Annotated in this window: 23 protein-coding genes; 11 read left to right on the plus strand and 12 right to left on the minus strand. The window is 66.0% G+C overall.

Annotated features, from left to right (window positions below):
• The first annotated feature begins 309 nt into the window (after positions 1-309).
• Entirely contained in the window at positions 310-1,179 is an 870-nt protein-coding gene (locus tag BW981_RS20630) for a LolA family protein (RefSeq protein WP_076442644.1), read from the plus strand.
• 82 nt (positions 1,180-1,261) lie between these two features.
• A complete protein-coding gene (xth, locus tag BW981_RS20635) occupies positions 1,262-2,077 on the plus strand; it encodes an exodeoxyribonuclease III (protein ID WP_076442646.1) in 816 nt (271 codons plus the stop codon).
• A gap of 6 nt (positions 2,078-2,083) precedes the next feature.
• Here xth and BW981_RS20640 read toward each other — a convergent pair whose 3' ends face one another.
• Together BW981_RS20640 and BW981_RS20645 are read right to left on the minus strand one after the other, a co-directional pair.
• Positions 2,084-2,548: a cyclic nucleotide-binding domain-containing protein gene (locus tag BW981_RS20640; protein ID WP_076442648.1), complete on the minus strand. Its 465-nt coding sequence runs from the start codon at positions 2,546-2,548 to the stop codon at positions 2,084-2,086.
• 3 nt (positions 2,549-2,551) lie between these two features.
• Positions 2,552-3,238, minus strand: a complete 687-nt coding sequence (locus BW981_RS20645; protein ID WP_076442650.1) for a response regulator transcription factor — start codon at positions 3,236-3,238, stop codon at positions 2,552-2,554.
• A gap of 150 nt (positions 3,239-3,388) precedes the next feature.
• Here BW981_RS20645 and BW981_RS20650 point away from each other — a divergent pair, with 150 nt between their 5' ends.
• The gene (locus tag BW981_RS20650; RefSeq protein WP_244560406.1) at positions 3,389-3,877 is read left to right on the plus strand and encodes a L,D-transpeptidase family protein; all 489 of its coding nucleotides are present in this window, start codon (positions 3,389-3,391) and stop codon (positions 3,875-3,877) included.
• On the opposite strand, the gene BW981_RS20655 is transcribed toward BW981_RS20650, so the two are convergent.
• Positions 3,861-4,544 (minus strand): YggS family pyridoxal phosphate-dependent enzyme, encoded by a 684-nt coding sequence (locus BW981_RS20655; protein WP_083712540.1) that lies wholly within the window; start codon positions 4,542-4,544, stop codon positions 3,861-3,863. The two genes, BW981_RS20650 and BW981_RS20655, sit on opposite strands and share 17 nt — an antisense overlap.
• A gap of 151 nt (positions 4,545-4,695) precedes the next feature.
• Between BW981_RS20655 and leuS the strand changes: the two genes are divergently transcribed.
• From leuS to holA, 3 genes are read left to right on the plus strand one after another with little or no spacing between them, the layout of a single operon-like run.
• On the plus strand, positions 4,696-7,320 hold the full coding sequence (leuS, locus tag BW981_RS20660) for a leucine--tRNA ligase (RefSeq protein ID WP_076442656.1): 2,625 nt from the start codon (positions 4,696-4,698) through the stop codon (positions 7,318-7,320).
• Positions 7,307-7,852, plus strand: a complete 546-nt coding sequence (locus BW981_RS20665; protein ID WP_076442658.1) for an LPS assembly lipoprotein LptE — start codon at positions 7,307-7,309, stop codon at positions 7,850-7,852. Before leuS ends, BW981_RS20665 begins: the two co-directional genes overlap by 14 nt.
• Positions 7,853-7,858: 6 nt before the next feature.
• Positions 7,859-8,887 (plus strand): DNA polymerase III subunit delta, encoded by a 1,029-nt coding sequence (gene holA / locus BW981_RS20670; RefSeq protein WP_076442660.1) that lies wholly within the window; start codon positions 7,859-7,861, stop codon positions 8,885-8,887.
• Here holA and BW981_RS20675 read toward each other — a convergent pair whose 3' ends face one another.
• The 8 genes from BW981_RS20675 to hemE form a co-directional block, all read right to left on the minus strand.
• Positions 8,888-9,772, minus strand: a complete 885-nt coding sequence (locus tag BW981_RS20675; protein WP_076442708.1) for a ParB/RepB/Spo0J family partition protein — start codon at positions 9,770-9,772, stop codon at positions 8,888-8,890.
• 22 nt (positions 9,773-9,794) lie between these two features.
• Positions 9,795-10,625: a ParA family protein gene (locus tag BW981_RS20680; protein WP_076442662.1), complete on the minus strand. Its 831-nt coding sequence runs from the start codon at positions 10,623-10,625 to the stop codon at positions 9,795-9,797.
• Positions 10,622-11,236 (minus strand): 16S rRNA (guanine(527)-N(7))-methyltransferase RsmG, encoded by a 615-nt coding sequence (rsmG, locus tag BW981_RS20685; protein ID WP_244560407.1) that lies wholly within the window; start codon positions 11,234-11,236, stop codon positions 10,622-10,624. Before rsmG ends, BW981_RS20680 begins: the two co-directional genes overlap by 4 nt.
• Before the next feature lie 29 nt (positions 11,237-11,265).
• Positions 11,266-13,143, minus strand: coding sequence for a tRNA uridine-5-carboxymethylaminomethyl(34) synthesis enzyme MnmG (gene mnmG, locus BW981_RS20690; RefSeq protein ID WP_076442666.1), 1,878 nt, complete (start codon positions 13,141-13,143; stop codon positions 11,266-11,268).
• Positions 13,144-13,208: 65 nt separating this feature from the next.
• The gene (gene mnmE, locus BW981_RS20695) at positions 13,209-14,519 is read right to left on the minus strand and encodes a tRNA uridine-5-carboxymethylaminomethyl(34) synthesis GTPase MnmE (protein ID WP_076442668.1); all 1,311 of its coding nucleotides are present in this window, start codon (positions 14,517-14,519) and stop codon (positions 13,209-13,211) included.
• Between the two features lie 291 nt (positions 14,520-14,810).
• Entirely contained in the window at positions 14,811-16,076 is a 1,266-nt protein-coding gene (gene rho / locus BW981_RS20700; protein ID WP_076442670.1) for a transcription termination factor Rho, read from the minus strand.
• A gap of 221 nt (positions 16,077-16,297) precedes the next feature.
• Positions 16,298-16,720, minus strand: a complete 423-nt coding sequence (gene hemJ / locus BW981_RS20705) for a protoporphyrinogen oxidase HemJ (protein WP_083712541.1) — start codon at positions 16,718-16,720, stop codon at positions 16,298-16,300.
• Between the two features lie 12 nt (positions 16,721-16,732).
• On the minus strand, positions 16,733-17,785 hold the full coding sequence (hemE, locus tag BW981_RS20710; RefSeq protein WP_076442672.1) for a uroporphyrinogen decarboxylase: 1,053 nt from the start codon (positions 17,783-17,785) through the stop codon (positions 16,733-16,735).
• Positions 17,786-18,212: 427 nt separating this feature from the next.
• Between hemE and BW981_RS20715 the strand changes: the two genes are divergently transcribed.
• Genes BW981_RS20715 through dnaQ form a run of 5 tightly spaced genes read left to right on the plus strand, consistent with a single transcriptional unit; the run spans position 18,213 to position 21,859 of the window.
• Entirely contained in the window at positions 18,213-19,043 is an 831-nt protein-coding gene (locus BW981_RS20715; protein ID WP_076442674.1) for a pyruvate, water dikinase regulatory protein, read from the plus strand.
• Complete coding sequence (locus BW981_RS20720) at positions 19,040-19,663, plus strand: Maf family protein (protein WP_076442676.1); 624 nt, start codon at positions 19,040-19,042, stop codon at positions 19,661-19,663. The genes BW981_RS20715 and BW981_RS20720 overlap by 4 nt, the downstream gene beginning before the upstream one ends.
• Before the next feature lie 11 nt (positions 19,664-19,674).
• Positions 19,675-20,508 (plus strand): shikimate dehydrogenase, encoded by an 834-nt coding sequence (locus BW981_RS20725; RefSeq protein WP_076442678.1) that lies wholly within the window; start codon positions 19,675-19,677, stop codon positions 20,506-20,508.
• A 15-nt stretch (positions 20,509-20,523) separates the two neighbouring features.
• Entirely contained in the window at positions 20,524-21,138 is a 615-nt protein-coding gene (coaE, locus tag BW981_RS20730; protein ID WP_076442680.1) for a dephospho-CoA kinase, read from the plus strand.
• 4 nt (positions 21,139-21,142) lie between these two features.
• A complete protein-coding gene (dnaQ, locus tag BW981_RS20735; protein WP_076442682.1) occupies positions 21,143-21,859 on the plus strand; it encodes a DNA polymerase III subunit epsilon in 717 nt (238 codons plus the stop codon).
• Here the strand turns inward: dnaQ and BW981_RS20740 are convergent.
• Positions 21,837-22,628 carry a TerC family protein gene (locus tag BW981_RS20740; RefSeq protein WP_076442684.1) on the minus strand — a complete coding sequence of 264 codons (792 nt, stop codon included), beginning with the start codon at positions 22,626-22,628 and terminating at the stop codon, positions 21,837-21,839. The genes dnaQ and BW981_RS20740 overlap by 23 nt on opposite strands.
• Between the last annotated feature and the right edge of the window lie 161 nt (positions 22,629-22,789).

A 22,789-nucleotide genomic window follows, 5' to 3' on the forward strand; every position in this document is an offset into this window, starting at 1 on the left:
CAGATCGGCTACAACCGCGCCGCATCCATCATGGAGCGCATGGAACACGAAGGCATCGTCGGACCCGCAAACCACGCCGGAAAAAGAGAGATCCTCGTGGAGACCCCGGGGCAGGGTGAAGACTGATTCCCGGCGATACGACATCTGGCGTCGCAGGGGCTTGTTTCCGGTAACCTTGGTCCTCAAATTGCCACCAGGGCCTTGCAACCTGTGTGGACCGGCCGACGTTGGGCCTTCTGAACACGGTGAAGACCGGAGCGGACCAGGCCACCGCACGGATCGCGGCGCAACAATGGAGCAGGTTCGCTGATGACAAGGCTCCCGATCATTCGGGCATCGGTTCTGGCGATGGCGGTCGCGGGCTGCGCTGCGATGGCCGGCAGCGCACAGGCTCAGCCGCTCCAGCTCCAGCCGCCTGCCTCGGCAAAACCGGCCGCCAAGCCGGCAGGCCCGAAGCGTATCCCACTTCCTCCGGTCAGGCCGGCCGATCTCGGCCAGGCCCGCGCCGCCATCAACGACGTCCCGACAGCCGTGCCCGCGAGCGCCACCGCGGCGCAGGCGCCCCGTCCGGTGCCGGCGGTCGAGGCGGGCAAGCCGGACATCAAGTCCGCGGCCAGTCCGGCCAAGCCAAAATTCGCCGCCCCGGCGACCCAGGAAGAGGCCATCGAGCGGCTGAACGCCTATCTCAACAGCTTCACGACGCTCCAGGGCAATTTCATCCAGTTCGCAGCGAACGGAAAGCGCCTCGAGGGCCGCATCTATATCCAGCGTCCGGGCAAGATGCGCTTCGAATACGATCCGCCCTCGACGACCGAGATCATCGCCGACGGCACGTCGGTCGCGGTGCGCGACACGCGGCTGGCGACGCAGGACCTGTATTCGCTGGGCCAGACCCCGCTGAAATTCCTCGTGCGCGAAAAAATGGATCTCAGCCGCGAAGGCACCATCACCGGCGCCAGCATCGATGCCGGCGTCCTGTCGGTCCGGCTGGAAGACCGCTCGACGCTCGGCGGAACCTCCAAGATCACACTGAAATTCGACCTCGCCAGCAACGAGCTGAAGCAATGGGTCGTGGTCGATCCACAGGGCTACCAGACCTCCGTCGCTCTCTACGATCTCGACACCCAGCGCCGGCCCGATCCGAAGAATTTCGTGATCGACTACCAGCGCAAGCTCTGAGCCGCGGCGCGGCGCCAAAGGCGCTTGCTTTTCAGGCCCGTCCGACCCAGTTTCCGGCCGTCCTTACGCCGGAACCATGCCTTTGCAACTCACCGTCACCAGCTGGAACATCAACTCCGTTCGCCTGCGCATCGGCATGGTCGGCGAGTTCCTGACGCGCTACGCCCCGGACATCCTCTGCCTGCAGGAGACCAAGACGCCGGACGAGCAGTTCCCGGCCAAGGCCTTCCATCAGCTCGGCTATGTCCACCAGGCCTTCATCGGCCAGAAGGGCTATAACGGCGTCGCCATCCTCTCCAGGCTTCCCTTCAGCGAGAAGGAGGCGATGTCGATGTGCGGCCGCAACGATGCCCGCCACATGACCGTGACGCTCGACGCGGCTGCGGGCCCTGCCGCCGGCATCGCGATCCATAATTTCTATATTCCGGCCGGCGGCGACATTCCCGATCCGGAGAAGAACGTAAAATTCGCCCACAAGCTCGCCTTTCTTGACGAGATCGGCGTCTGGGGCATGACGAAAAAGCCGACAGACCGGCCGGCGATCCTGCTCGGCGACCTCAACATCGCGCCCTATGAGCACGACGTCTGGAGCCACAAGCAGCTCCTCGACGTCGTCAGCCATACGCCCATCGAAACCACCACCCTGGAAAAGTTGCGCTCCGAGCTGGGTTGGACGGACGCTGCCCGCACCCTGCGGCCCGAGCCGGAAAAGCTCTATTCTTGGTGGAGCTATCGCGCCCAGGACTGGGAAGCCTCCAATCGCGGCCGGCGCCTCGACCATATCTGGCTGTCGGATTCCCTGAAGCCGACGCTGCGCGACCTCACCTTCCTGCGCGAGGCCCGCGGCTGGGAGCGCCCCTCCGATCACGTCCCGGTCACGGTGACGCTGGAACTCTAGGCCGAATCAGCCTTCATCGAGCGCGGACAGGGCCTTCTGCACGGTCGAAAGCTCGCCGACGAAGCCTCGCAGCCTGTCCCCGATCGCGGCGGCGATCGCCTCCGCCGAGGCCGGCGATTCGCCAAGGACACGCCGCATCACGCTGCGCGGCAGCCGCATCACCTGCGTCGGCTCGCGCGCGATCGCGGTCGCCTGCCGGGGAACGGAGGTGAAGAGCGCGAGCTCGCCGACGAGCGCGCCAGGGCCCACGATCTCGTTCGCCGGCCTTCCATCGTCCGCGGTGGCCAGCGCCAGCGCGCCCGACACCACCAGCACCGCGCCGTCCGAAGCCTCGCCGGCGCGGAACAGCACGTCGCCAGCCCGCAGCGTGCGGCTTTCGGCCGCGAAGGCGAGCAGCCGCAAGGCGTCGCGTTCCATGAGGCTCAGCAAGGGCTGCCGGGCCAGAAGCGCCATGTCGTCGTCGAGCGACATTCGTCAGGGATTCAGCCGGTAGCCGCCGGCATCGGTCACCAGCAGCCGCGCATGACCCGGATCGGGCTCGATCTTCTGGCGGAGCCGGTAGATATGGGTTTCGAGCGTATGGGTCGTCACCTGGCTGTTGTAACCCCAGACCTCCTGCAGCAGCACCTCCCGGGCGATCGGCTTGCGCCCCGCGCGGTAAAGGAAGCGCAGGATCGCCGTCTCCTTCTCGGTCAGCTTCGTCTTGGACCCCTTTTCGCTGACCAGGAGCTTCGAGCCGGGATGGAAGGTGTAGGGGCCGACCTGGAAGATCGCGTCTTCGCTCGCCTCGTGCTGGCGCAGATGGGCCCGGATGCGCGCCAGCAGCACAGCGAACTTGAAGGGCTTCACCACGTAATCATTCGCGCCAGCCTCCAGCCCCAGAACGGTGTCGGCATCCGAGCCCTGGCCCGTCAGCATCACCACCGGGCTCTTGAAGCCGCTCTTGCGCATCGCCTTCACGGCCTCGCGCCCGTCCATGTCGGGCAGGCCGACATCCATGATCACGAGGTCGATACGCTCTCCTTGCGCCGCCTTGATCGCGCCGGCGGCATCGCCCGCGGTGGAGAGGCGGAATTCCTCGTAGAGCGCAAGCTGCTCGGCCAGCGCGTCGCGCAGGGTCTGATCGTCATCGACCAGAAGAAGATGATGGGCGACGGACATCGGCTGTTCGCTCGGACGCTAGGATAGGGCAACATGAGGCCGCTGAGTCGTCATCGCAAGTCACATAAGGCTGCAATCCCCTTGAGAAAGCAAAGGAACCACGCTGGAGCCGGCCCCGGCAGGCTCTCAACCCTGCGGGTTTTTGCCTCGGTGCGCGACCGCCGCCGGGGCTTTCTCATCGCGGGCGCGGCGGCCTTTCCCTGTGCGCTCGGCCGCACCGGCATCCGAACCGACAAGCGCGAGGGCGATGGCGGCACCCCCCGGACGGACCTGCCGCTGCGGCGCGTCTTCTATCGGGCCGACCGGCTCCAGCGTCCCCGCACCTTGCTGCCCCTCCGAAAGATCGGCCCGCGCGACGCCTGGTGCGACGATCAGCAGGACCGCCGCTACAACCGCCTGATCGACCGCCCGCCTGGCGAGGCCGAGGAGCGGCTGCAGCGCGCCGACCATCTCTACGACGTTATCGTCGAGCTCGGCTGGAACGACCGGCCGGTGCGGCGCGGACGCGGCAGCGCCATCTTCTGGCATCTCGCCCGCCTGGGCTTCACGCCGACCGCAGGCTGCGTCGCGGTCAAGGGGCACGTCTTCGCCAAGGTCCTGCCGCGGCTGGCGCGGCATTGCGTCATCCGCGTGCGCTGAAGGCTGATCGTTCCCCGAAGATCGCGCTGCCGACGCGAACATGAGTCGCGCCGAGCTGGATCGCCGCCTCGTAATCGGCGCTCATGCCCATCGACAGGCCCTTGAGCCCGTTCCGGGCAGCGATCTTGGCGAGCAGGCCGAAATGGGGCGAGGGCGGCTCGTCTGCCGGCGGGATGCACATCAGCCCCTCGATCGCCAGGCCATGCACCTCGCGGCAGCGCGCAAGGAAGGCGTCGACCTCGCCCGGCACAACGCCGCCCTTCTGCGCCTCCTCGCCAGTGTTGACCTGCACGAACAGCCGAGGCGCCCTGCCGAAGCGGGCGATCTCCCGCGCCAGTTCCTTGGCGAGGCTTTCCCGGTCCAGCGACTGGATGACGTCGAAGAGCTCCACCGCCTCGCGGGCCTTGTTCGACTGCAGCGGGCCGACCATGTGCAGCTCGGCGTCGGGAAAACGCTGCTTCAGCGCCGGCCATTTCGCCTTGGCTTCCTGGACATAGTTCTCGCCGAACACCCGCTGGCCGGCCTCCAGCACCTCGACGATCTGCTCGGCCGGCTTCGTCTTGGACACTGCGACCAGGGTGACGCTCCCGGGCTGGCGCCCGAAATCCCGCGCCGCCCGCGCGACCGAGGCCCGCACGGCCTCCAGACGTGTCACCGTATCGCTCATCGCAACCCCTTCCATGCCGCGCGCGCCGTTGACCGCGTGCGCGCAATGGTGTCCTAGAACAAGATGTGGAAAACCGGCATGCGGTTTCTCACATAGGACTCCTGCGCCGGCGCGTCCGAGGCCGGCAGACACCCGAGAATGCCTTAGACCAATGGCCGCCGAACGCTATAATCCGAAAGAATCCGAGCCGAAATGGCGCGCCGTCTGGGATGAGCGGAAGCTCTTCGAGACAAGGAACGACGATCCGCGGCCGAGCTACTATGTCCTCGAGATGTTTCCCTATCCGTCGGGACGCATCCATATGGGTCATGTCCGCAACTACGCGATGGGCGACGTCGTGGCGCGCTACAAGCGGGCCAAGGGCTTTGCAGTGCTGCACCCCATGGGCTGGGACGCCTTCGGCCTGCCGGCCGAGAACGCGGCCAAGCAGAAGAAGGTCCATCCGCGCGAGTGGACCTACGAGAACATTGCGACGATGCGCACCCAGCTCAAGTCCATGGGCCTGTCCCTGGACTGGAGCCGCGAGCTCGCAACCTGCGATCCGGGCTATTATCGCCATCAGCAGAAGATGTTCCTGGACTTCCTCAAGGCCGGGCTGGTCGACCGCAAGACCGCCAAGGTGAACTGGGATCCGGTGGACGAGACCGTGCTGGCCAACGAGCAGGTGATCGACGGCCGCGGCTGGCGTTCCGGCGCCCCGGTCGAGATCCGCGAGCTGACGCAGTGGTTCTTCAAGATCACCGATTTCGGCCAGGAACTGCACGATGCGCTCGATGGCCTGACCCGTTGGCCCGACAAGGTCCGCCTGATGCAGAAGAACTGGATCGGCCGCTCGGAAGGGCTGTTGGTTCGTTTCGCGCTCGAATCGAATCCCGCGAGGCAGGACGAGGTCGAGGTCTACACGACCCGGCCCGACACGTTGTTCGGCGCCAAATTCGTCGCCATCGCACCCGATCATCCGATCGCCAAGGCGCTCGCCGTCGGCAATCCGGAGCTCCAGGCCTTCGTTGACGAATGCAAGCGCACCGGGACGGCCCAGGAAAACATCGACAAGGCCGAGAAGCTCGGCTTCGACACGGGATTGCGCGCCGTCCATCCGCTCGATCCGAACTGGACGCTGCCGGTCTATGTCGCCAACTTCGTCCTGATGGAATACGGCACCGGCGCAATCTTCGGCTGCCCGGCGCATGACCAGCGCGACCTGGACTTCGTCAACAAATACGGGCTCGGCAACACTCCCGTCGTCGCACCCGAGGGCACAGATCCGGCCAGCTTCATCATCTCCGACACCGCCTATGACGGTGACGGCCGGATGATCAATTCCCGTTTCCTCGACGGTCTGACGATTGCGGAAGCGAAGGAAGAGGTGGCTCGCCGGCTGGAGAGCGAAACCCGTGGCAACCGCCCCATAGGCCAGCGCAAGGTCAATTTCCGCCTGCGCGACTGGGGCATCTCGCGCCAGCGCTACTGGGGCTGCCCGATCCCGGTCATCCATTGTTCCGCCTGCGGAACGGTTCCGGTCCCGGACGCCGACCTGCCGGTGAAGCTGCCGGACGACGTCTCTTTCGACAAGCCGGGCAATCCACTCGACCATCATCCGAGCTGGAAGCATGTCGACTGTCCGCAATGCGGCAAGGCGGCGCGCCGCGAAACGGACACGATGGACACATTCGTCGATTCGTCCTGGTATTTTGCCCGTTTCACCGACCCGTGGCGCACCGACAGCCCGACCGACCGCAAGGCGGTCGACCGCTTCCTGCCGGTCGACCAGTATATCGGCGGCGTCGAGCACGCGATCCTGCACCTGCTCTATTCCCGCTTCTTCACCCGCGCGATGAAGAAGACCGGCCATGCCGGCCTGGACGAGCCCTTCGCCGGCATGTTCACCCAGGGCATGGTCGTGCACGAGACCTACCGGGCCGCCAACGGCGAGTGGGTCGAGCCCGGCAATGTGCGGATCGAGGTATCGGGCGCCGACCGCAAGGGCTTCGATGTCGAGACCGGGGCTGTCATCGAGATCGGCCCGATCGAGAAGATGTCGAAATCGAAGAAGAATGTCGTCGATCCCGATGACATCATCGCTTCCTACGGCGCCGACACCGCCCGCTGGTTCATGCTCTCCGACTCGCCGCCGGACCGCGACGTGATCTGGACCGACGAGGGCGTGCAGGGCGCCGCCCGCTTCGTGCAGCGCCTCTGGCGTCTGGTCGGCGAGATCGCCGAGCGGACGGCCGGCGGCAGCACCATGCCTCAGCACTTCGGAGACGTTGCGCTGACTCTGCGCAAGGCTGCCCATCGGGCTCTCGACGCGGTCGGCGCCGATATCGAGCGCCTGGCCTTCAACCGCTGCATCGCCCATGTTTATACGCTGACCAACGCCATCGGGAGGACGCTGGACGCCGCGGCCGAGACGGTGGACCTCGACGCCGATATCGCCTTTGCCTTGCGCGAGGCCGCCGCGATCGTCGTCCAGCTGGTCGCGCCGATGATGCCGCATCTGGCCGAGGAATGCTGGCAGGCGCTGGGCCAGCCGGGCCTGATCGGGGAAGCGAACTGGCCCGACGCCGAGGCCGCTTTGCTGAAGGACGACAGCATCACCCTCCCCGTGCAGATCAACGGCAAGAAGCGGGCGGAGGTGACTGTGCCTGCCGATGCCGATACGGTGGCGGTCGAGGCTGCGGTGCGCGGTCATGAAGCCGTGCTGAAGGCGCTCGAAAACCGCCCGATCCGCAAGATCATCGTGGTTCCCGGGAGAATCGTGAATGTCGTCGTCTGAGATCCCGGCCTCGCGCCCGAACCGCCGCCGCGTCGCGCTTCTGGCCGCGCTCGGCATCGCCGCGCTCGCAGGGGGCTGCTTCCGCCCCCTCTATGCGGAGAATACCGCCAGTACCGTCGGCGGCAGCGTCCGCTCGGCCCTGCGGGCGATCGAATTCCCCGAGATCAAGGGCTTGATGGGCCACTACCTCCGCAACGAACTCGTTTTCGAGTTCGACGGCGGCAACGAGCCCGACGCAGCCAAGACGATGAAATTCGAGACGACGCTCGCCGATTCCGTCGAGGTCGTCTCGGTCGACTACGCGAATGGACGTGCCGACTCGGCCGTGCTGAACGTGACCGCGACCTGGAGAGTGACGAAGATCGCCGGCGGCGAAGTCGTCTCCTCCGGCACGAATTCGGTGCGTGAGCCCTATGAGCGCTCGTCGCAGCGCTTCGCCGTGGTCCGGGCCGCCCGCGATGCGCAGATCCGGGCCGCCAAGAATCTCGCCGGGCTGATCCGCGGCCAGATCTCCGCCGACCTCACCCGCTGACGCCCGATGGTCGCGATCAAGGCGCATGAAGCGGATCGAACGCTTGCGCGCCTCGATCCTGCCTGGCGCCTGATCCTGTTCTACGGCCCCGATGCCGGGCTCGTTTCAGAGCGGGCGGCCACGCTGGCGCGCAACAGCGTCGACGACCCGCAGGATGCCTTCCAGCTCATTCGCATGGATGGGGATAGTGTCGCCGCCGATCCGCTCAAGCTGGTCGATGAGGCCAACACGATCGGCCTGTTCGGCGGCCGACGCTCGATCCGCGTCTCACCGACGAGCAAGCCTTTGCTCGCTGCGGTCGAACCGCTGCTGACCGCGCCCTCTCAGGACGCCATCGTCGTCATCGAGGCGGGCGACCTGCAGCGGACCAATCCGCTGCGAACGGCCTGCGAGCGCGCCAAGACGGCCTTGGTGGTGCCGTGTTACGGCGATGCGGCGCGCGATCTCGGCTCGATCATCGACGAGATGGTCCGCGCTGCCGGCAAATCCATCGACCGCAACAGCCGAGACCATCTCGCAGGCCTCCTCGGCGGCGACCGGCAGACCTCCCGGCGCGAGCTCGAGAAGCTGCTGCTCTATGTCGGGAGCGACCCCGCGGTGACTGACGCCCATATCGAGGCGGTCGTCGGCGATACGGCCCAGCGCGAGCAGGCGATGCTGGTCGATGCGGTCTTCGCCGGCAGGCTTCCGGTGCTCGATCTCGCCCAGGCCAAGCTCAGCAGCGAAGGGCTGGACCCCGGCGTCATGCTCGGCGCCGTCTTGCGGCAGGCCTTGATCCTGCTGAAGGCGCGCCAGAGCGTCGAGGCCGGGCGCGGCATCAAGGAAGTGGTCGGCACGATGCGCCTGCCCTATCCGCGCATCGCCACCACAGAAGCGGCCCTGGCTGCCTGGAACAGCGCCAAGCTGACGGAGGCGGTCGACCTGCTCGGCACGGCGGTGCTGACCACGCGCCAGAACAGCGAAACGGGCCGCGCCAGCGCGACCCGTGCCCTGTGGACCTTGGCCCGGCTTGCCCGCAGCAACCGCAGCGATTGATCAGGCTTTCAGGCGGCGGCAGAGCGCGTCGAGCTGCTCGAGCGTCTTGTACCCGATCTTGACCTCGCCGCTGCCGCTGGCGCGGTGGCCGATGCTGACGGAAAGGCCCAGCGCCTCCTCCAGAGCTTTCTCCAGCGCGCGGGTATCGGGATCCTTTTCCGGCCTCGGCTTCGCAGCGGGGACGGCCGACTTGGTCTCGCCGCGTGCCTCGTCCTGCACGATCCGCTCGATATCGCGGACGCTCAGGCCCTCCGCGACAATCTTCTTCGCCATGAATTCCGGATCCGAAACGGACAGCAGTGCGCGGGCATGTCCAGCGGAAACGGCGCCTTCGCTCACCATCGCGCGCACCGGCTCCGGCAGCTTCGAGAGCCGCAGCGTGTTCGCGACGTGGCTCCGGCTCTTGCCGATGACGCGCGCCAGATCGTTCTGGGTATAGCCGAACTCGGCGATCAGCCGCTCATAGCCCGCCGCTTCCTCGATCGCGTTGAGGTCGGATCGCTGGACGTTCTCGACGATGGCAATTTCGAGTGCCTCGCGGTCGTCCGCCTCGACCAGAATCACCGGGACGTCATGCAGTTCCGCCCTCTGCGCCGCCCGCCAGCGCCGTTCGCCGGCGATGATCTCATAGGCATCGAGCATACCCGGAATCGACCGGACGATGATGGGCTGCAGAATCCCGCGGTCCCTGATCGACGCCGTCAGATCCTCCAGATCGGCCTCGGTGAAGCTGCGCCGCGGATTGCGCGCGCTCGGCCGCAGGAACTCGACCGGCACGCGACGCTGGCCACGGGCCCGTTCGATTGCCCCGATCTCCTCGCCGACATCTCCGATCAGCGCCGCCAGTCCGCGGCCCAGGCGGGAACGCCCCTGTTCTTCGGCCATCGCCATATCCTTGAAACCTCGTTCAGGCCGCGGCGCGCAGGGAGCGCTCGCGCTTGATCACTTCAGACGCCAATCGCAGATAGGCTTGCGAGCCGGAGCAGCGAAGATCGTAGAGAAGCGCCGGCTTGCCGTAGGACGGCGCTTCGGAGATGCGGACATTGCGCGGAATGACGGTCTCGTAGACCTTGTCGCCCAGAAAGCTCTTCACATCGGCCATGACCTGGCCGGAGAGGTTGTTGCGCGGATCGAACATCGTCAGCACCACGCCCTGAATGACGAGGCGCGGATTGAGACCGGCACGGACCTGCTCGACGGTCTTCAGCAACTGGCTCAGACCCTCCAGCGCAAAAAACTCGCACTGCAGCGGCACGAGCACGGCATCGGCGGCCGTCATGGCATTGATGGTGATCAGGCTGAGCGAAGGCGGGCAGTCGATCAACACATAGGTCAGATCCTGACAACGCTGGTCGTAGACCAGCTCGTCGATGGCGTTCTTGAGGCGGTGCGCACGGTCCTTCGAGGAGGCGATTTCGATCTCAACGCCGAGGAGATCAAGCGTGGAAGGTGCCAGCGACAGGCCGGGAACGGCCGTCGGTTGCATCGCCTGTCCCAACCCGACATCGCCGCAGAGGACGTCGTAGGTCGAGGATTTGCGGCTCCGCCGATCCACGCCGAGGCCGGTCGAGGCATTCCCCTGCGGATCGAGATCGACGATCAGGACCTTCTCGCCGATGGCAGCGAGCGCGGTTCCCAGGTTGATCGCCGTCGTCGTCTTGCCGACGCCGCCCTTCTGGTTGGCGAGCGCAATCACCCGCGGGCGGCGCGGATTCGTCACGATAGATGGCTCGGTCATGAATCGGCTCGTCTCTCAGCCGAGCGAACCACCAGGATTCGCGCAGCGTCATCTGTCACGGAGGAAACCGTCGTCGCCTGAATCTTCCAATATCTGGCTGAGTCGGTCAATTCCGCATCTAGATGTTGTCCCTTGGGAAAGAGGCCGAGCGTGCCTGTTCTCAACAGCTCTTCGCACCAGCCGAGCAGCTGGGGCAGGGGCGCCAGGGCTCTCGCCGTGACGACATCGACCTTCCCGGTAAAATTCCCGATCGCATCCTCGATGCGGGATGGATGCACCCGCACCCTCGCGCCGGTCACCCGCGCCGCGTGGCGCAGGAAGGCGCATTTCCTGCTGTTGCTCTCGACAAGGTCGATCTGACCCTCGCCAGCCTCGGCAAGGCAGATGCCGATCACGAGCCCCGGGAAACCGCCGCCTGAGCCGAGATCGAGCCAGCGGCGGCTGTCTGGCGCCAGTGAGAACAACTGGAGGGAATCCGCGATATGGCGGGTCCAGACATCCGCGAGCGTGGCGGAAGACACCAGATTCTTGGCCGCCTGCCAGCGCTCGAGCTCCGCCACCAGCAGCGCGAGGCGCTCCTCTGTTTCACGTGAAACAGGCGTCAAGCGCAAAGCGCGCCGGCGGTCGGCGTTATCAACAGTCACGGCGCCCCTGTGGACAACTGCCGGGCTTTGCGGGAATGCGCCGCCAGCAGCGTCAATGCCGCTGGTGTCATGCCCTCGATGCGGCCCGCCTGCGCGAGATCGGAGGGCCGGGTCATAGCCAGTTTCGCTTTCAACTCGTTCGAGAGCCCGGAGATGGCGTTGAGGTCCAGATCGCCCGGCACTTTCAAAGATTGGTCGCGGCGATAGGACTGGATCTCGGCTTCTTGCCGATCGAGATAGACCGCATAGACGGCATCCGCCGTGACCCGCGCGATCACCGATTCCGGATATTCACCCAACTCCGGCCAGACGGCCTTGAGCCGGTCGAACCCGATCTCGGGATGGGACAGGATCTGATAGGCCGTCCTGCGGACGCCGTCGCGATTGAGCTGAATCCCAGCCGCTTCCGCCTGCTGTGGCGTCAGGCTGCGTTCCTGCAACTGCGAGCGGAGCGTCTCGATGGAAGCCTGCCGCCGAGCAAAGGCCTGAGCTCGCCCTGTCCCGACGATTCCGAGGCGCCCGCCGAGGGCCGTCAAGCGCTCGTCTGCATTGTCGACCCGCAGTGAAAGCCGGAACTCGGCCCGGGAGGTGAACATTCGGTACGGCTCCGTAACGCCGTGCGTCACCAGGTCGTCGACGAGGACGCCGATATAGGATTGGGCCCTGTCCAGAACGGCGGGCTCGGCGCCACTCGCCCGACGCGCTGCATTCAGCCCCGCCAGAAGCCCTTGAGCCGCCGCTTCCTCGTAGCCTGTCGTGCCGTTGATCTGCCCTGCCAGGAATAGCCCGCCGATCGCGCGTGTTTCCAGCGTGTTGCGCAGCGCGCGGGGGTCGATGAAATCATACTCGATCGCATAGCCCGGCCGCACCATCCTGGCCCGTTCCAGACCGGGGATCGTCTTCAGCAGGCCAAGCTGGACGTCTTCGGGCAGAGAGGTGGAGATGCCGTTCGGGTAGACGGTGTCGTCGTCCAGACCCTCCGGCTCCAGAAAGATCTGATGCCCGTCGCGGTCCCCGAAGCGGCCGACCTTGTCCTCGATCGAGGGGCAATAGCGCGGGCCACGGCCTTCGATCTGCCCGGAGAACATCGGCGCGCGATGAAGGTTCGCGCGGATGAGTTCGTGGCCCGCGAGCGTCGTCCGCGTGATGCCGCATCGGATCTGGGGATTGCGAATGCTCTCCGTGAGAGCCGAGAAGGGTTCCGGCGGCTCGTCGCCGGCCTGCATCTCGAGCCCCGCCCAGTCGATCGTCCGTCCATCGAGCCGCGGCGGTGTCCCGGTCTTCAAGCGGCCGAAGGGAAAGCCATGGCGCTCCAGCGTCGCGGAAAGACCCAGAGACGGCGCCTCATCGATCCGGCCGGCCGGAATGCGGGTCTCCCCGATATGAATAAGGCCGCGCAGGAAAGTCCCCGTCGTCAAGACGACCATTCCGGCAGCGAATCGACGCCCATCCGCGAGAATGACACCGGCCACCCGTCCATTGTCCAAGCTCAGGTCGAACACGTCTCCGGTGACGATATCGAGACCAGGCTGCTCCGCGAGGAGCTGCTGCACGGCCAGCCGATAGAGCTTGCGGTCGGCCTGGGCGCGAGGCCCGCGCACAGCCGGCCCCTTGCGCCTGTTGAGCATGCGGAACTGGATACCGCCAAGATCGGCCGCCCGCGCCATCACCCCATCCAGCGCGTCGATCTCGCGGACGAGATGACCCTTCCCCAGACCGCCGATAGCGGGATTGCAGGACATCGCGCCGATCGTCTCGGGCCGGTGCGTCACCAGCGCCGTGCGGGCACCGAAACGCGCCGCAGCGGCAGCAGCCTCCGTCCCGGCATGGCCGCCGCCCACGACGATCACATCATAGGCTTGTTCGATCGACATGCCTTGTCGCTATCGAAGCGACGCGGCAGGGTCAACGCCGCCGTCAGTCACTGCGTCAAAAACCGCTATTTGCCGATGCAGAATCCGGCAAAGATCTGGTCGAGGACGTCTTCCACCCCGACGCGCCCGACCAGCCGCTCGAGTTCGCGAATGGCGACGCGGATGTCCTCGGCCAGCAGTTCATTGTGCCCGTGCCGCGCTTCCACGACGCGCTCCAGGGTAGCCACGGCGGCGAAGACGGCCTGGCGGTGGCGCTCGCGAGTCAGCAGGGCCGGTTCCGCAGCCTGGCTCGTCCCCAACATCTCCGCGATCCGCGCCAACAGGTCCGGCAGACCCTGTCCTGTCATTGCCGATACTGGCAGTTCGCCATCTCTCGCCGCGCCGCCGAGGTCGCACTTGGTCGCGATTGCGATAGACCGAACCGCATCCGGCAGTTGAAACGGGGGCGAATCGATTGCCCGCAGGCTGAGGAGAAGGTCTGCGCGCTCGGCCAGTGCCCGTGCGCGCCGAATACCCTCGATCTCAACAGGGTCGGCGCTCTCCCTCAAGCCTGCGGTATCGACCAGGATGACAGGCAGGCCTCCCAGATCGAGCCGCACCTCGATCGCATCGCGCGTCGTCCCCGCAACCGGCGACACGATGGCCACGTCGCGTCGCGCCAGGGCATTGAGCAGGCTCGATTTGCCGGCGTTCGGGGGTCCGGCCAGCACCACGACGAAGCCGTCCCGCACGCGCTCGCCGGCCGCAAAGCTGCCCAGCGCCTGACGGAGCGAGGCGAGAACCTGCCGGGCGAGTTCCACCGCCGTCTCCTGAAGCGGCCCGCCGACATCGCCCTCATCCGAAAAGTCGAGATCGGCGGCGAGGGCGGTCGCCGCTTCGATCAGCAAGCTGCGCCAGGAGGCTGCCTGGCGGCCGAGGGCCCCCTCCATCTGCCGCAAGGCTTGCCGCCGTTGCCATTCCGTTTCCGAATCGATCAGGTCGGCGAGGCCTTCGACCTCGGCGAGATCAAGCTTGCCTGCCTCCAGAGCGCGACGGGTGAATTCGCCGGCTTCCGCCAGCCTGATCCCAGGAAGCGCCGTCAGGGTCGACAACATCGCAGCGAGAACCGCCTGCGAGCCATGGAGATGCAGTTCAGCGACGTCCTCTCCTGTAAAGCTCGCCGGGCCGGGGAAGTAGAGCAGCAGGCCCTGATCGATCGTCTCTCCGGCTCGATCCCTGAACTTGCGGAGGCTCGCGATGCGTGGAGGGGGCAGGGTGCCAGAGATCGTTTCGATGGCGAATCGGGTTCGCGCACCCGAGATGCGCAGGACCGCGACCCCTGCTCGGCCGGGTGCGGAGGAAAGCGCGACGATGGTTGGCTGGAAGGATTGGGTCATGGGCTGAACCAGCGACAGAGCTCCTGCTGATGAACGAGGCGCCGGCGGACATCAAGGCGCGAAGCGACGCGCGCAGGCATCGTTACGCGGCCGAATCTAACGGGTATGGCTGGTAGTGCCGATCACGCCAAGGCCCTACCGCGGGGGTAGGGCCACAGCATTGACACCGGCAGTTCCGGGTCGCGGGCGCGCAGGCTCACCATGAACAGGCCCAGGGGCCCAAAACAAAACCGCCGCTTCAGCAGCCGGGCGCTGAAACGGCGGTTGTGATCGAACCGGATGCGCGATGCGTCAGGTATTCATCGAGTCGAAGAATTCCGAGTTCTGCTTGGTCTGGCGAAGCTTGTCGATCAGGAACTCGATGGCGTCCTGCGGCCCCATCGGGTTCAGGATGCGGCGCAGCACATACGTCTTCTGCAGGTCCGACTTCGGCGTGATGAGCTCTTCCTTGCGGGTGCCGGACTTGAGGATGTCGATCGCCGGGAAGATGCGCTTGTCCGCCACCTTGCGGTCCAGCACGATTTCCGAGTTGCCGGTGCCCTTGAACTCTTCGAAGATCACCTCGTCCATACGCGAGCCGGTATCGATCAGCGCCGTAGCGACGATGGTCAGCGAGCCGCCTTCCTCGATATTGCGGGCCGCGCCGAAGAAGCGCTTCGGCCGCTGCAGCGCATTGGCGTCGACACCGCCGGTCAGCACCTTGCCGGAGGAGGGGACGACGGTGTTGTAGGCGCGGCCGAGGCGGGTGATCGAGTCGAGCAGGATCACGACGTCGCGGCCATGCTCCACCAGGCGCTTGGCCTTCTCGATCACCATTTCAGCGACCTGAACGTGGCGGGAGGCCGGCTCGTCGAAGGTCGAGGACACCACCTCGCCCTTCACCGAGCGCTGCATATCGGTGACTTCCTCGGGCCGCTCATCGATCAGCAGCACGATGAGGTAGCACTCGGGGTGGTTGGTGGTGATCGACTGCGCGATGTTCTGCAACAGCACGGTCTTACCCGTCCGCGGCGGCGCGACGATCAAAGCGCGCTGGCCCTTGCCGATCGGCGCGACGATATCGATGACGCGCGGCGAGAAATCCTTCTTCGTCGGGTCCTGCACCTCGAGCTTCAGCCGCTCGTCCGGATAGAGCGGGGTGAGGTTGTCGAAGTGGATCTTGTGCTTGATCTTCTCCGGATCCTCGAAGTTGATCGTGTTGACCTTGAGCAGGGCGAAATAGCGTTCGCCATCCTTCGGTCCGCGGATCGGGCCCTCGACGGTGTCGCCGGTGCGCAGCCCGAACTTCCGGATCTGCGTCGGCGAGACGTAGATGTCGTCCGGGCCGGGCAGATAGTTGGAGTCGGAGGAGCGCAGGAAGCCGAAGCCGTCCTGCAGGACCTCGACGACACCTTCGCCGATGATCTCGGTTTCGCGAGCGGCGAGCTGCTTCAGGATGGCGAACATCAGCTCCTGCTTGCGCATGGTGCTGGCGTTCTCGACCTCGACTTCCTCCGCGAAGGACAGAAGTTCGGTCGGCGACTTGCTCTTGAGCTCTTGGAGCTTGATTTCCCGCATGGGGCACCCGGATCGTATCAACCTGCGATGGCAGGGAAGGGGATTGTACTGGAACGATCGACCGGGCCTGAGCCTGTGCGGGAGGCTCGCACCGCGAGCGACTGCGACGCAGCCGGCTCTCAACAGTCGATAACAGGAAGGACGCTGGAGAAGCGCGTGTCCTGATACCGGGAATCGCGCGCCGGCTCAAGCGGAAAGGACGACGCAGGTCGTGCCGATTCTCAGAACGGCTTCACGATGACCAGGATGACGATGCCGACCATCAGCACGGCGGGCACCTCGTTCATGATCCGGTAGAAGCGGGACGACTTTGTGTTGCGGTCATTGGCGAAGTCGCGGACGCGGCCGGCGAGATAGCCGTGGATGCCCGACAGGATCAGCACCAGCAGGATCTTGCCGTGCAGCCAGCCTCCCTTGAAGTCGAAAGCCGACCAGGCGAGGTAAAGGCCGAGCACCCAGGTTACGATCATCGCCGGGTTGATGATGCCCTTGAGCAGCCGGCGCTCCATGATCTTGAAGGTCTCGGACTGGATCGAGCCCTTCTGCGACTCGGCGTGGTAGACCATCAACCGCGGCAGGTAGAGCATTCCCGCCATCCACGAGATGACTGCGAGGACGTGGAATGCCTTGATCCATTCATACATCGCCGGTGCTCCTCAGCCTCGAACGGTCTTCAATAGCCGCTCGACATGAGCGATCGGCGTGTCAGGCAAAATGCCATGGCCTAGATTGAAGACGAAGGGCCTGTCGCCGAACGCCGCCAGAATGGCCTCCGCATCGCGCTCCAGATCCGGACCACCGGCACGCAACACTTGCGGGTCGAGATGGCCCTGCACCGGGACGAGGCTCTGGATTTCGGCTGCAGCGAAAGCCCGGTCGATCTCGGTCTCCAGGCCGACAGCATCGACGCCGGTCTGCCGGACGTAATCCGGAATGAGTTGGCCGGCTCCGCGCGGAAAGCCGATGATCCTGGCATGGGGGTTGGCAGCGCGTACACCCTCGACGATCCGCCGGGTCGGCGCCACGCACCAGCGCCGGAAATCATCGGCATCGAGCGAGCCGGCCCAGCTATCGAAGATCTGGACCGCATCGACGCCGGCCGAAATCTGCGCGTTGAGATAGCGGATCGAGGCTGCCACGATGCGGTCGACAATCGCCTGGAAGAGCGCGGGGTCAGCGCCGAACAACGCCTTGGCTGGCCCCTGATCCGGCGTACCGCGACCGGCGACCATATAGGTCGCCACCGTCCAGGGCGCGCCGCAGAAGCCGATGAAGCCGGTTCCGCTGGGCAGGGCCTCTCGCACCCTCGTGACGGTCTCCATGATCGGTGCGAGCTTCGCGCCATCGGCCGCCCGGTCGATCTCGGCGAGCCGCTCATGGGTCGCGACCGGCTCGAGCCGTGGCCCCTCGCCTTCGACGAACCAGAGCGCTTGGCCGAGAGCCTGGGGAATGACCAGGATGTCCGAGAACAGGATGGCCGCATCGAAACCGAAGCGGCGGATCGGCTGCAGGGTGACCTCGGCAGCGAGTTCGGGATTGTAGCACAGTGACAGGAAGCTGCCGGCCTTGGCCCTGACCTCGCGATATTCCGGCAGATAGCGGCCGGCCTGGCGCATCAGCCAGACGGGAGGGACGGCTTGCGCCTCGCCGTTCAGCGCACGCAGAAAGCGGGATGTCTCGCTCGTCGCCGAGCCTTCTGGGCGGTCCATCCCCAGTCCTTCCTAAAAGAGAATCTATGAAAGACTCTTCTTTCTTTGACTCTTGGATGGGCCAGATACCCGGATGCAATCCTATCCACAACCGCTCCACAGGCAGTGGGACGTCAGGTCGCGGCGCGGCGGGTCCCTCCGATAGGCGTTAAGACTTTCTTAACGAATGGAATCCGGCGCCGGCGCCGGCGCGGGCAAAATGATTCACGTGAAACACTTTCTTTACCATGCACAGCCGCGCGCCTGTTGATGGATCCGGGGAGTTATACAGGCGGCCGCCGCGAAGCCTGCCGGGCGGCCTGTTTGTCCACACTCCTCCCGAGGGGACGGGATAACCCGGCGGACCGCCTCTCCCCCGCGTGACGGTTCTCTTTCGGTGCGCGGCGGGCTAGAGAGCAAAAGGATCGCCTTGGTCTTGGGAGTTGCCGTGGGCCGCAATTATTTCCATCTGCACCTGGTCTCCGACGCGACCGGCGAGACCCTGATTGCGGTCAGCCGTGCCGCCGCGGCTCAATACGAAACCGTTTCCGCGATCGAGCATGTCTATCCGCTGGTGCGCTCGGAGGCGCAGCTGGCCCGTGTGCTGGCGGAGATCGAATCCTCGCCCGGCGTCGTGCTCTACACGCTCGTGGAACCGGAATGGCAGGAGAAGCTCGAGAATTTCTGCCGCGAGCTCGGCTGTCCCTGCCTTTCGGTTCTGCAGCCTGTGCTATCGCTGTTCCAGTCCTATCTCGGCCAGGCCTCGGCGACGAAGCCGGGCGCGCAGCACGTGCTCAACACCGAGTATTTCCGCCGCATCGACGCGATGAACTACACGCTGCTGCACGATGACGGGCAGATGGGCGGCGATCTTGAAAACGCTGACGTAATCCTCGTCGGCATCAGCCGCACGTCGAAGACGCCGACCTCGATCTACCTCGCCAATCGCGGCATCAAGACCGCCAACATCCCGCTGGTTCCGAACATGCCGCTGCCCGCGGACCTGGAAAGCGCCAGGAAGCCGCTGATCGTGGGGCTGGTCGCAAGCCCGGACCGGATCGTCCAGATCCGGCAGAACCGGCTGCTCTCGCTGCGTGCGGACGACGAAACCGCCTATGTCGACCCCGCCTCCGTCGCCGACGAAGTCGCCCAGTCGCGCCGCCTCTGTGCGCGCAAGGGCTGGCCGGTGATCGATGTGACGCGCCGCTCGATCGAGGAGACTGCCGCGTCCATCCTCGATCTCCTGCGCGATCATCGCATGAAGTTCATCGCGACATGAGCGACCGGACGCTCTGGCTGCAGCGCGAGCCACTCGTGCTGGCCTCCGGCAGCGTGACGCGCCGGAACATGCTGGCGGCCATCGGCATCCCGGTCGACGTGGTCAAGCCAGGCGTCGACGAGCGAGCGATCGAGGCGTCTCTGGACGCGCAGGATGTCTCTGCCAAGCAGGTGGCGAAAACCCTTGCCGATGCCAAGGCCCGGGCTGTCTCCGTTCTCTATCCCGCCCGCTTCGTCCTGGCCGCGGATCAGACGCTCGACTGCGAAGGCAGGCGCTTCCACAAGCCGACGGATCCGGCGCAGGCGGCTGACCAGCTCATGCAGCTTGCGGGCCGGTCCCACTGGCTGCACGCGGCCTTCGCGCTCGCGCATCAGGGAGAGGTCGTGGCGGAGGGAGTGGGCTCGTCAAGCCTGGCGATGAGGGCTTTCGACCGGGGCTTCGTCACCCGCTATCTTGCTGTGGCCAGCCCGGGCGTCCTGGCGAGCGTCGGGAGCTACCAGATCGAGGGTCTCGGCGCCCATCTCTTCGAGCGGATCGAGGGCGATCATTTCACCATTCTCGGACTGCCGCTTCTGCCTGTGCTCGCCGCCTTGCGCGCGCAAGGCTGTCTCGCCGCCTGAACGGACTTCACATGTCGCCGCGTTGCTTCGTCATCGGTCACCCCATCGCTCATTCCCGCTCGCCGATGATCCACCGCACCTGGCTGCGGCAATACGGGCTCGCCGGTTCCTATGACGCGATCGACGTGGCGCCGGCCGAGCTTCCGGCCTTCATGGCGCGGTTGAGGGAGGGCGACTACGCCGGCGGAAACGTCACCCTTCCGCACAAGGAAGCGGTGATGCCCTTCGTCGACGAGATCACCCCGGCAGGCCTCGCGGTCGGTGCCGTCAACACGCTCTGGCACGAGGGCGGCAGGCTGATCGCCGACAACACGGACGTCACCGGCTTCCTGAGCCATCTCGACGCCAGCGTCCCCGGCTGGCTGGACAGGACCGGCATGGCACTGGTGCTGGGCGCAGGCGGCGCAGCCAAGGGTATCTGCCACGGCCTGATGCAGCGCGGCGTCCGACGCATCACCATCGTCAATCGCAGCCGCCAGCGGGCCGAGGAACTGGCTGCGGCGCTCGGCGGCGGGATCCTCATACGTGACTGGATCGAGGCGGCCGCCTCCGTCGCCGATGCCGATCTCATCGTCAATACAACCGCCCTCGGCATGCACGGCAAGCCGCCGCTCGATCTCGATCTGTCCCGCCTCAAGCCCGGCACCATCGTCGATGACATCGTCTACGTGCCGCTCGAGACCCCGTTGCTGGCGGAGGCGAGGCGCCGCGGCGGCGTTCCGGTGGACGGCCTCGGCATGTTGTTGCATCAGGCCGTGCCGGGTTTCGCACGCTGGTTCGGCGTCACGCCCGAGGTCACGGCGGAGCTGCGCGCACCGATTGAGGCGGATATCCTGAAGGCCTGATTCGCGGGAGCGCGCATGACCTTCGTACTGGGCCTCACAGGCTCGATCGGCATGGGCAAATCGACGACCGCGCAGCTCTTCGTGCAGCGCGGCGTACCCCTGCATGATGCTGACGCGGCTGTGCACCGCCTGCATCGTGGCCGGGCTGTGGCGCCGATCGAGGCCGCCTTTCCGGGCACGGTGATCGATGGCGCGGTTGATCGTGCGAAGCTGGGAGCTGCCGTGCTCGGCAAGACCGAAGCTCTGCGCCGGCTCGAAGCGATCATCCATCCGCTGGTGCGTGAGGAGGAGGAGGCCTTCATCGCCCGTTGCCGTCGCGAAGGCGCGCAGCTCGCCATCATCGACGTGCCGCTCCTGCTCGAAACCGGTGGTGAGTCGCGCTGCGATGCTGTCCTCGTCGTGACGGCGCCGGCCGAGGTCCAGCGCCAGCGTGTCCTGGCCCGCCCCGGCATGACGCCGGAAAAGCTCGACGCCATCCTGTCGCGCCAGATGCCGGACGCGGAGAAGCGCCGGCATGCCCATTTCCTTGTGGAGACCGGCCGGGGCGTCATGGCCGCCGGGCGGCAGGTGGGCTCTATCCTGAGGGCGCTCGCCGGCCGGCCCGGCCGAACGGCGATGATGAGGTCCTGATCCGATGCGCGAGATCGTTCTCGATACCGAAACCACCGGCGTGGAGCCGAACAGCGGCGACCGCATCGTCGAGATCGGCTGCGTCGAGCTGGTCAATCACTGCCCCAGCGGCCGCACCTTCCACGTCTACATCAATCCCGAGCGCTCGATGCCGGTCGAGGCCTTCAACGTCCACGGCCTGTCGGAGGAATTCCTGTCTGACAAGCCGGTCTTCGCATCGGTTGCGCAGGAGTTCGCCGACTTCATCGCCGGCGCCAAGCTGGTGATCCACAACGCGGCCTTCGACGTCGGCTTCATCAATATGGAGTTCAAGCGACTGGGCTTGCCCCCGGTCGAGCAGGCCCTGGTCGTCGACACCTTGTCCATGGCCCGCCGCAGGCATCCCGGCGCCTCGAACAGCCTTGATGCGCTTTGCTCGCGCTATGGCATCGACAACAGCCGTCGCACCAAGCATGGGGCCCTGCTGGACTCCGAGATTCTCGCCGAGGTCTATATCGAGCTGATCGGCGGCAAGCAGGCCTCGCTCGGCCTCGGCGTCGAGACGGCGGCGGGGCGGCCCGGCTTGGCGGCTCCCGTTCTGGAAAGGCCGCAGCGCCTGCGTCCTCTGGCGCCGCGGCTGGACGAGGCCGCCATCGCGGCCCACCAGGCTTTCATCCTCGGCTCGCTGAAGGCCCCGCTGTGGAAGAGCTATCTCGGCATCACTGACGAGGCGGCACAATAGGCCCCCTGTCCGCTTCGCCCGGCGCGGCCTCCGGTGCCGATGGCGTGCGCCGCCGCGACAGCATGTTGAGCGCCTCGACCAGCGCCGAGAAGGCCATGGCGGCGTAGACATAGCCCTTCGGCACATGCACGCCGAAGCCTTCGGCGATCAGCATGGCGCCGATCATCAGCAGGAAGCCCAGCGCCAGCATCACGATGGTCGGGTTTTTCTCGATGAACTTCGCCAGCGGATCGGCCGCGAGCAGCATCGTCAGGACGGCCACGATCACCGCGATGACCATCACCGGCACATGCTCGGTCATGCCCACCGCCGTGATGATCGAATCGATCGAGAAGACGAGGTCGAGCAGCAGGATCTGGACGATCACGCCGCCGAAGGTGACGCCGGCGGCCCGGCCGCCGTCGAAGACGTCGGGACCAGGAGCCGGATCGACCTTGTGATGAATCTCCTTGGTCGCCTTCCAGACCAGGAAGAGGCCGCCCGCGATCAGGATGATGTCGCGCCATGAGAACGGCTGGCCGAAGACGGTGAAGATCGGCGCCGTCAGCTTGACGATGATCGCGACGGTGCTGAGCAGGGCGAGCCTGAGGATCAGGGCGAGCCCGATGCCGATCTTGCGGCCCTTCGAGCGCTGATGCTCCGGCAGCTTGTTGGTCAGGATGGAGATGAAGATCAGGTTGTCGATGCCGAGCACGACCTCCATGGCGATCAAGGCTCCGAGCGCGGCCCAAACGGCGGGATCGGAGGCAAGCGTCATCAGGGCGTCCATCGGGTCTCCATCGATAAGCAAAAGGCGGGCGTCACTCCCGACCACCGCACACCCGCAGGATGTGACAACGATGCTCGGTTCGATGAGGGGCGTCCGCCGCGATGGCAGTCGAGATGGAGAGGTCGCTGCCGTTCCGCAAGGTCAACAATTTTGCGCAACAA

It is taken from the genome of Allobosea sp. TND4EK4 (assembly GCF_900156025.1).
Lineage (GTDB): Bacteria > Pseudomonadota > Alphaproteobacteria > Rhizobiales > Beijerinckiaceae > Allobosea.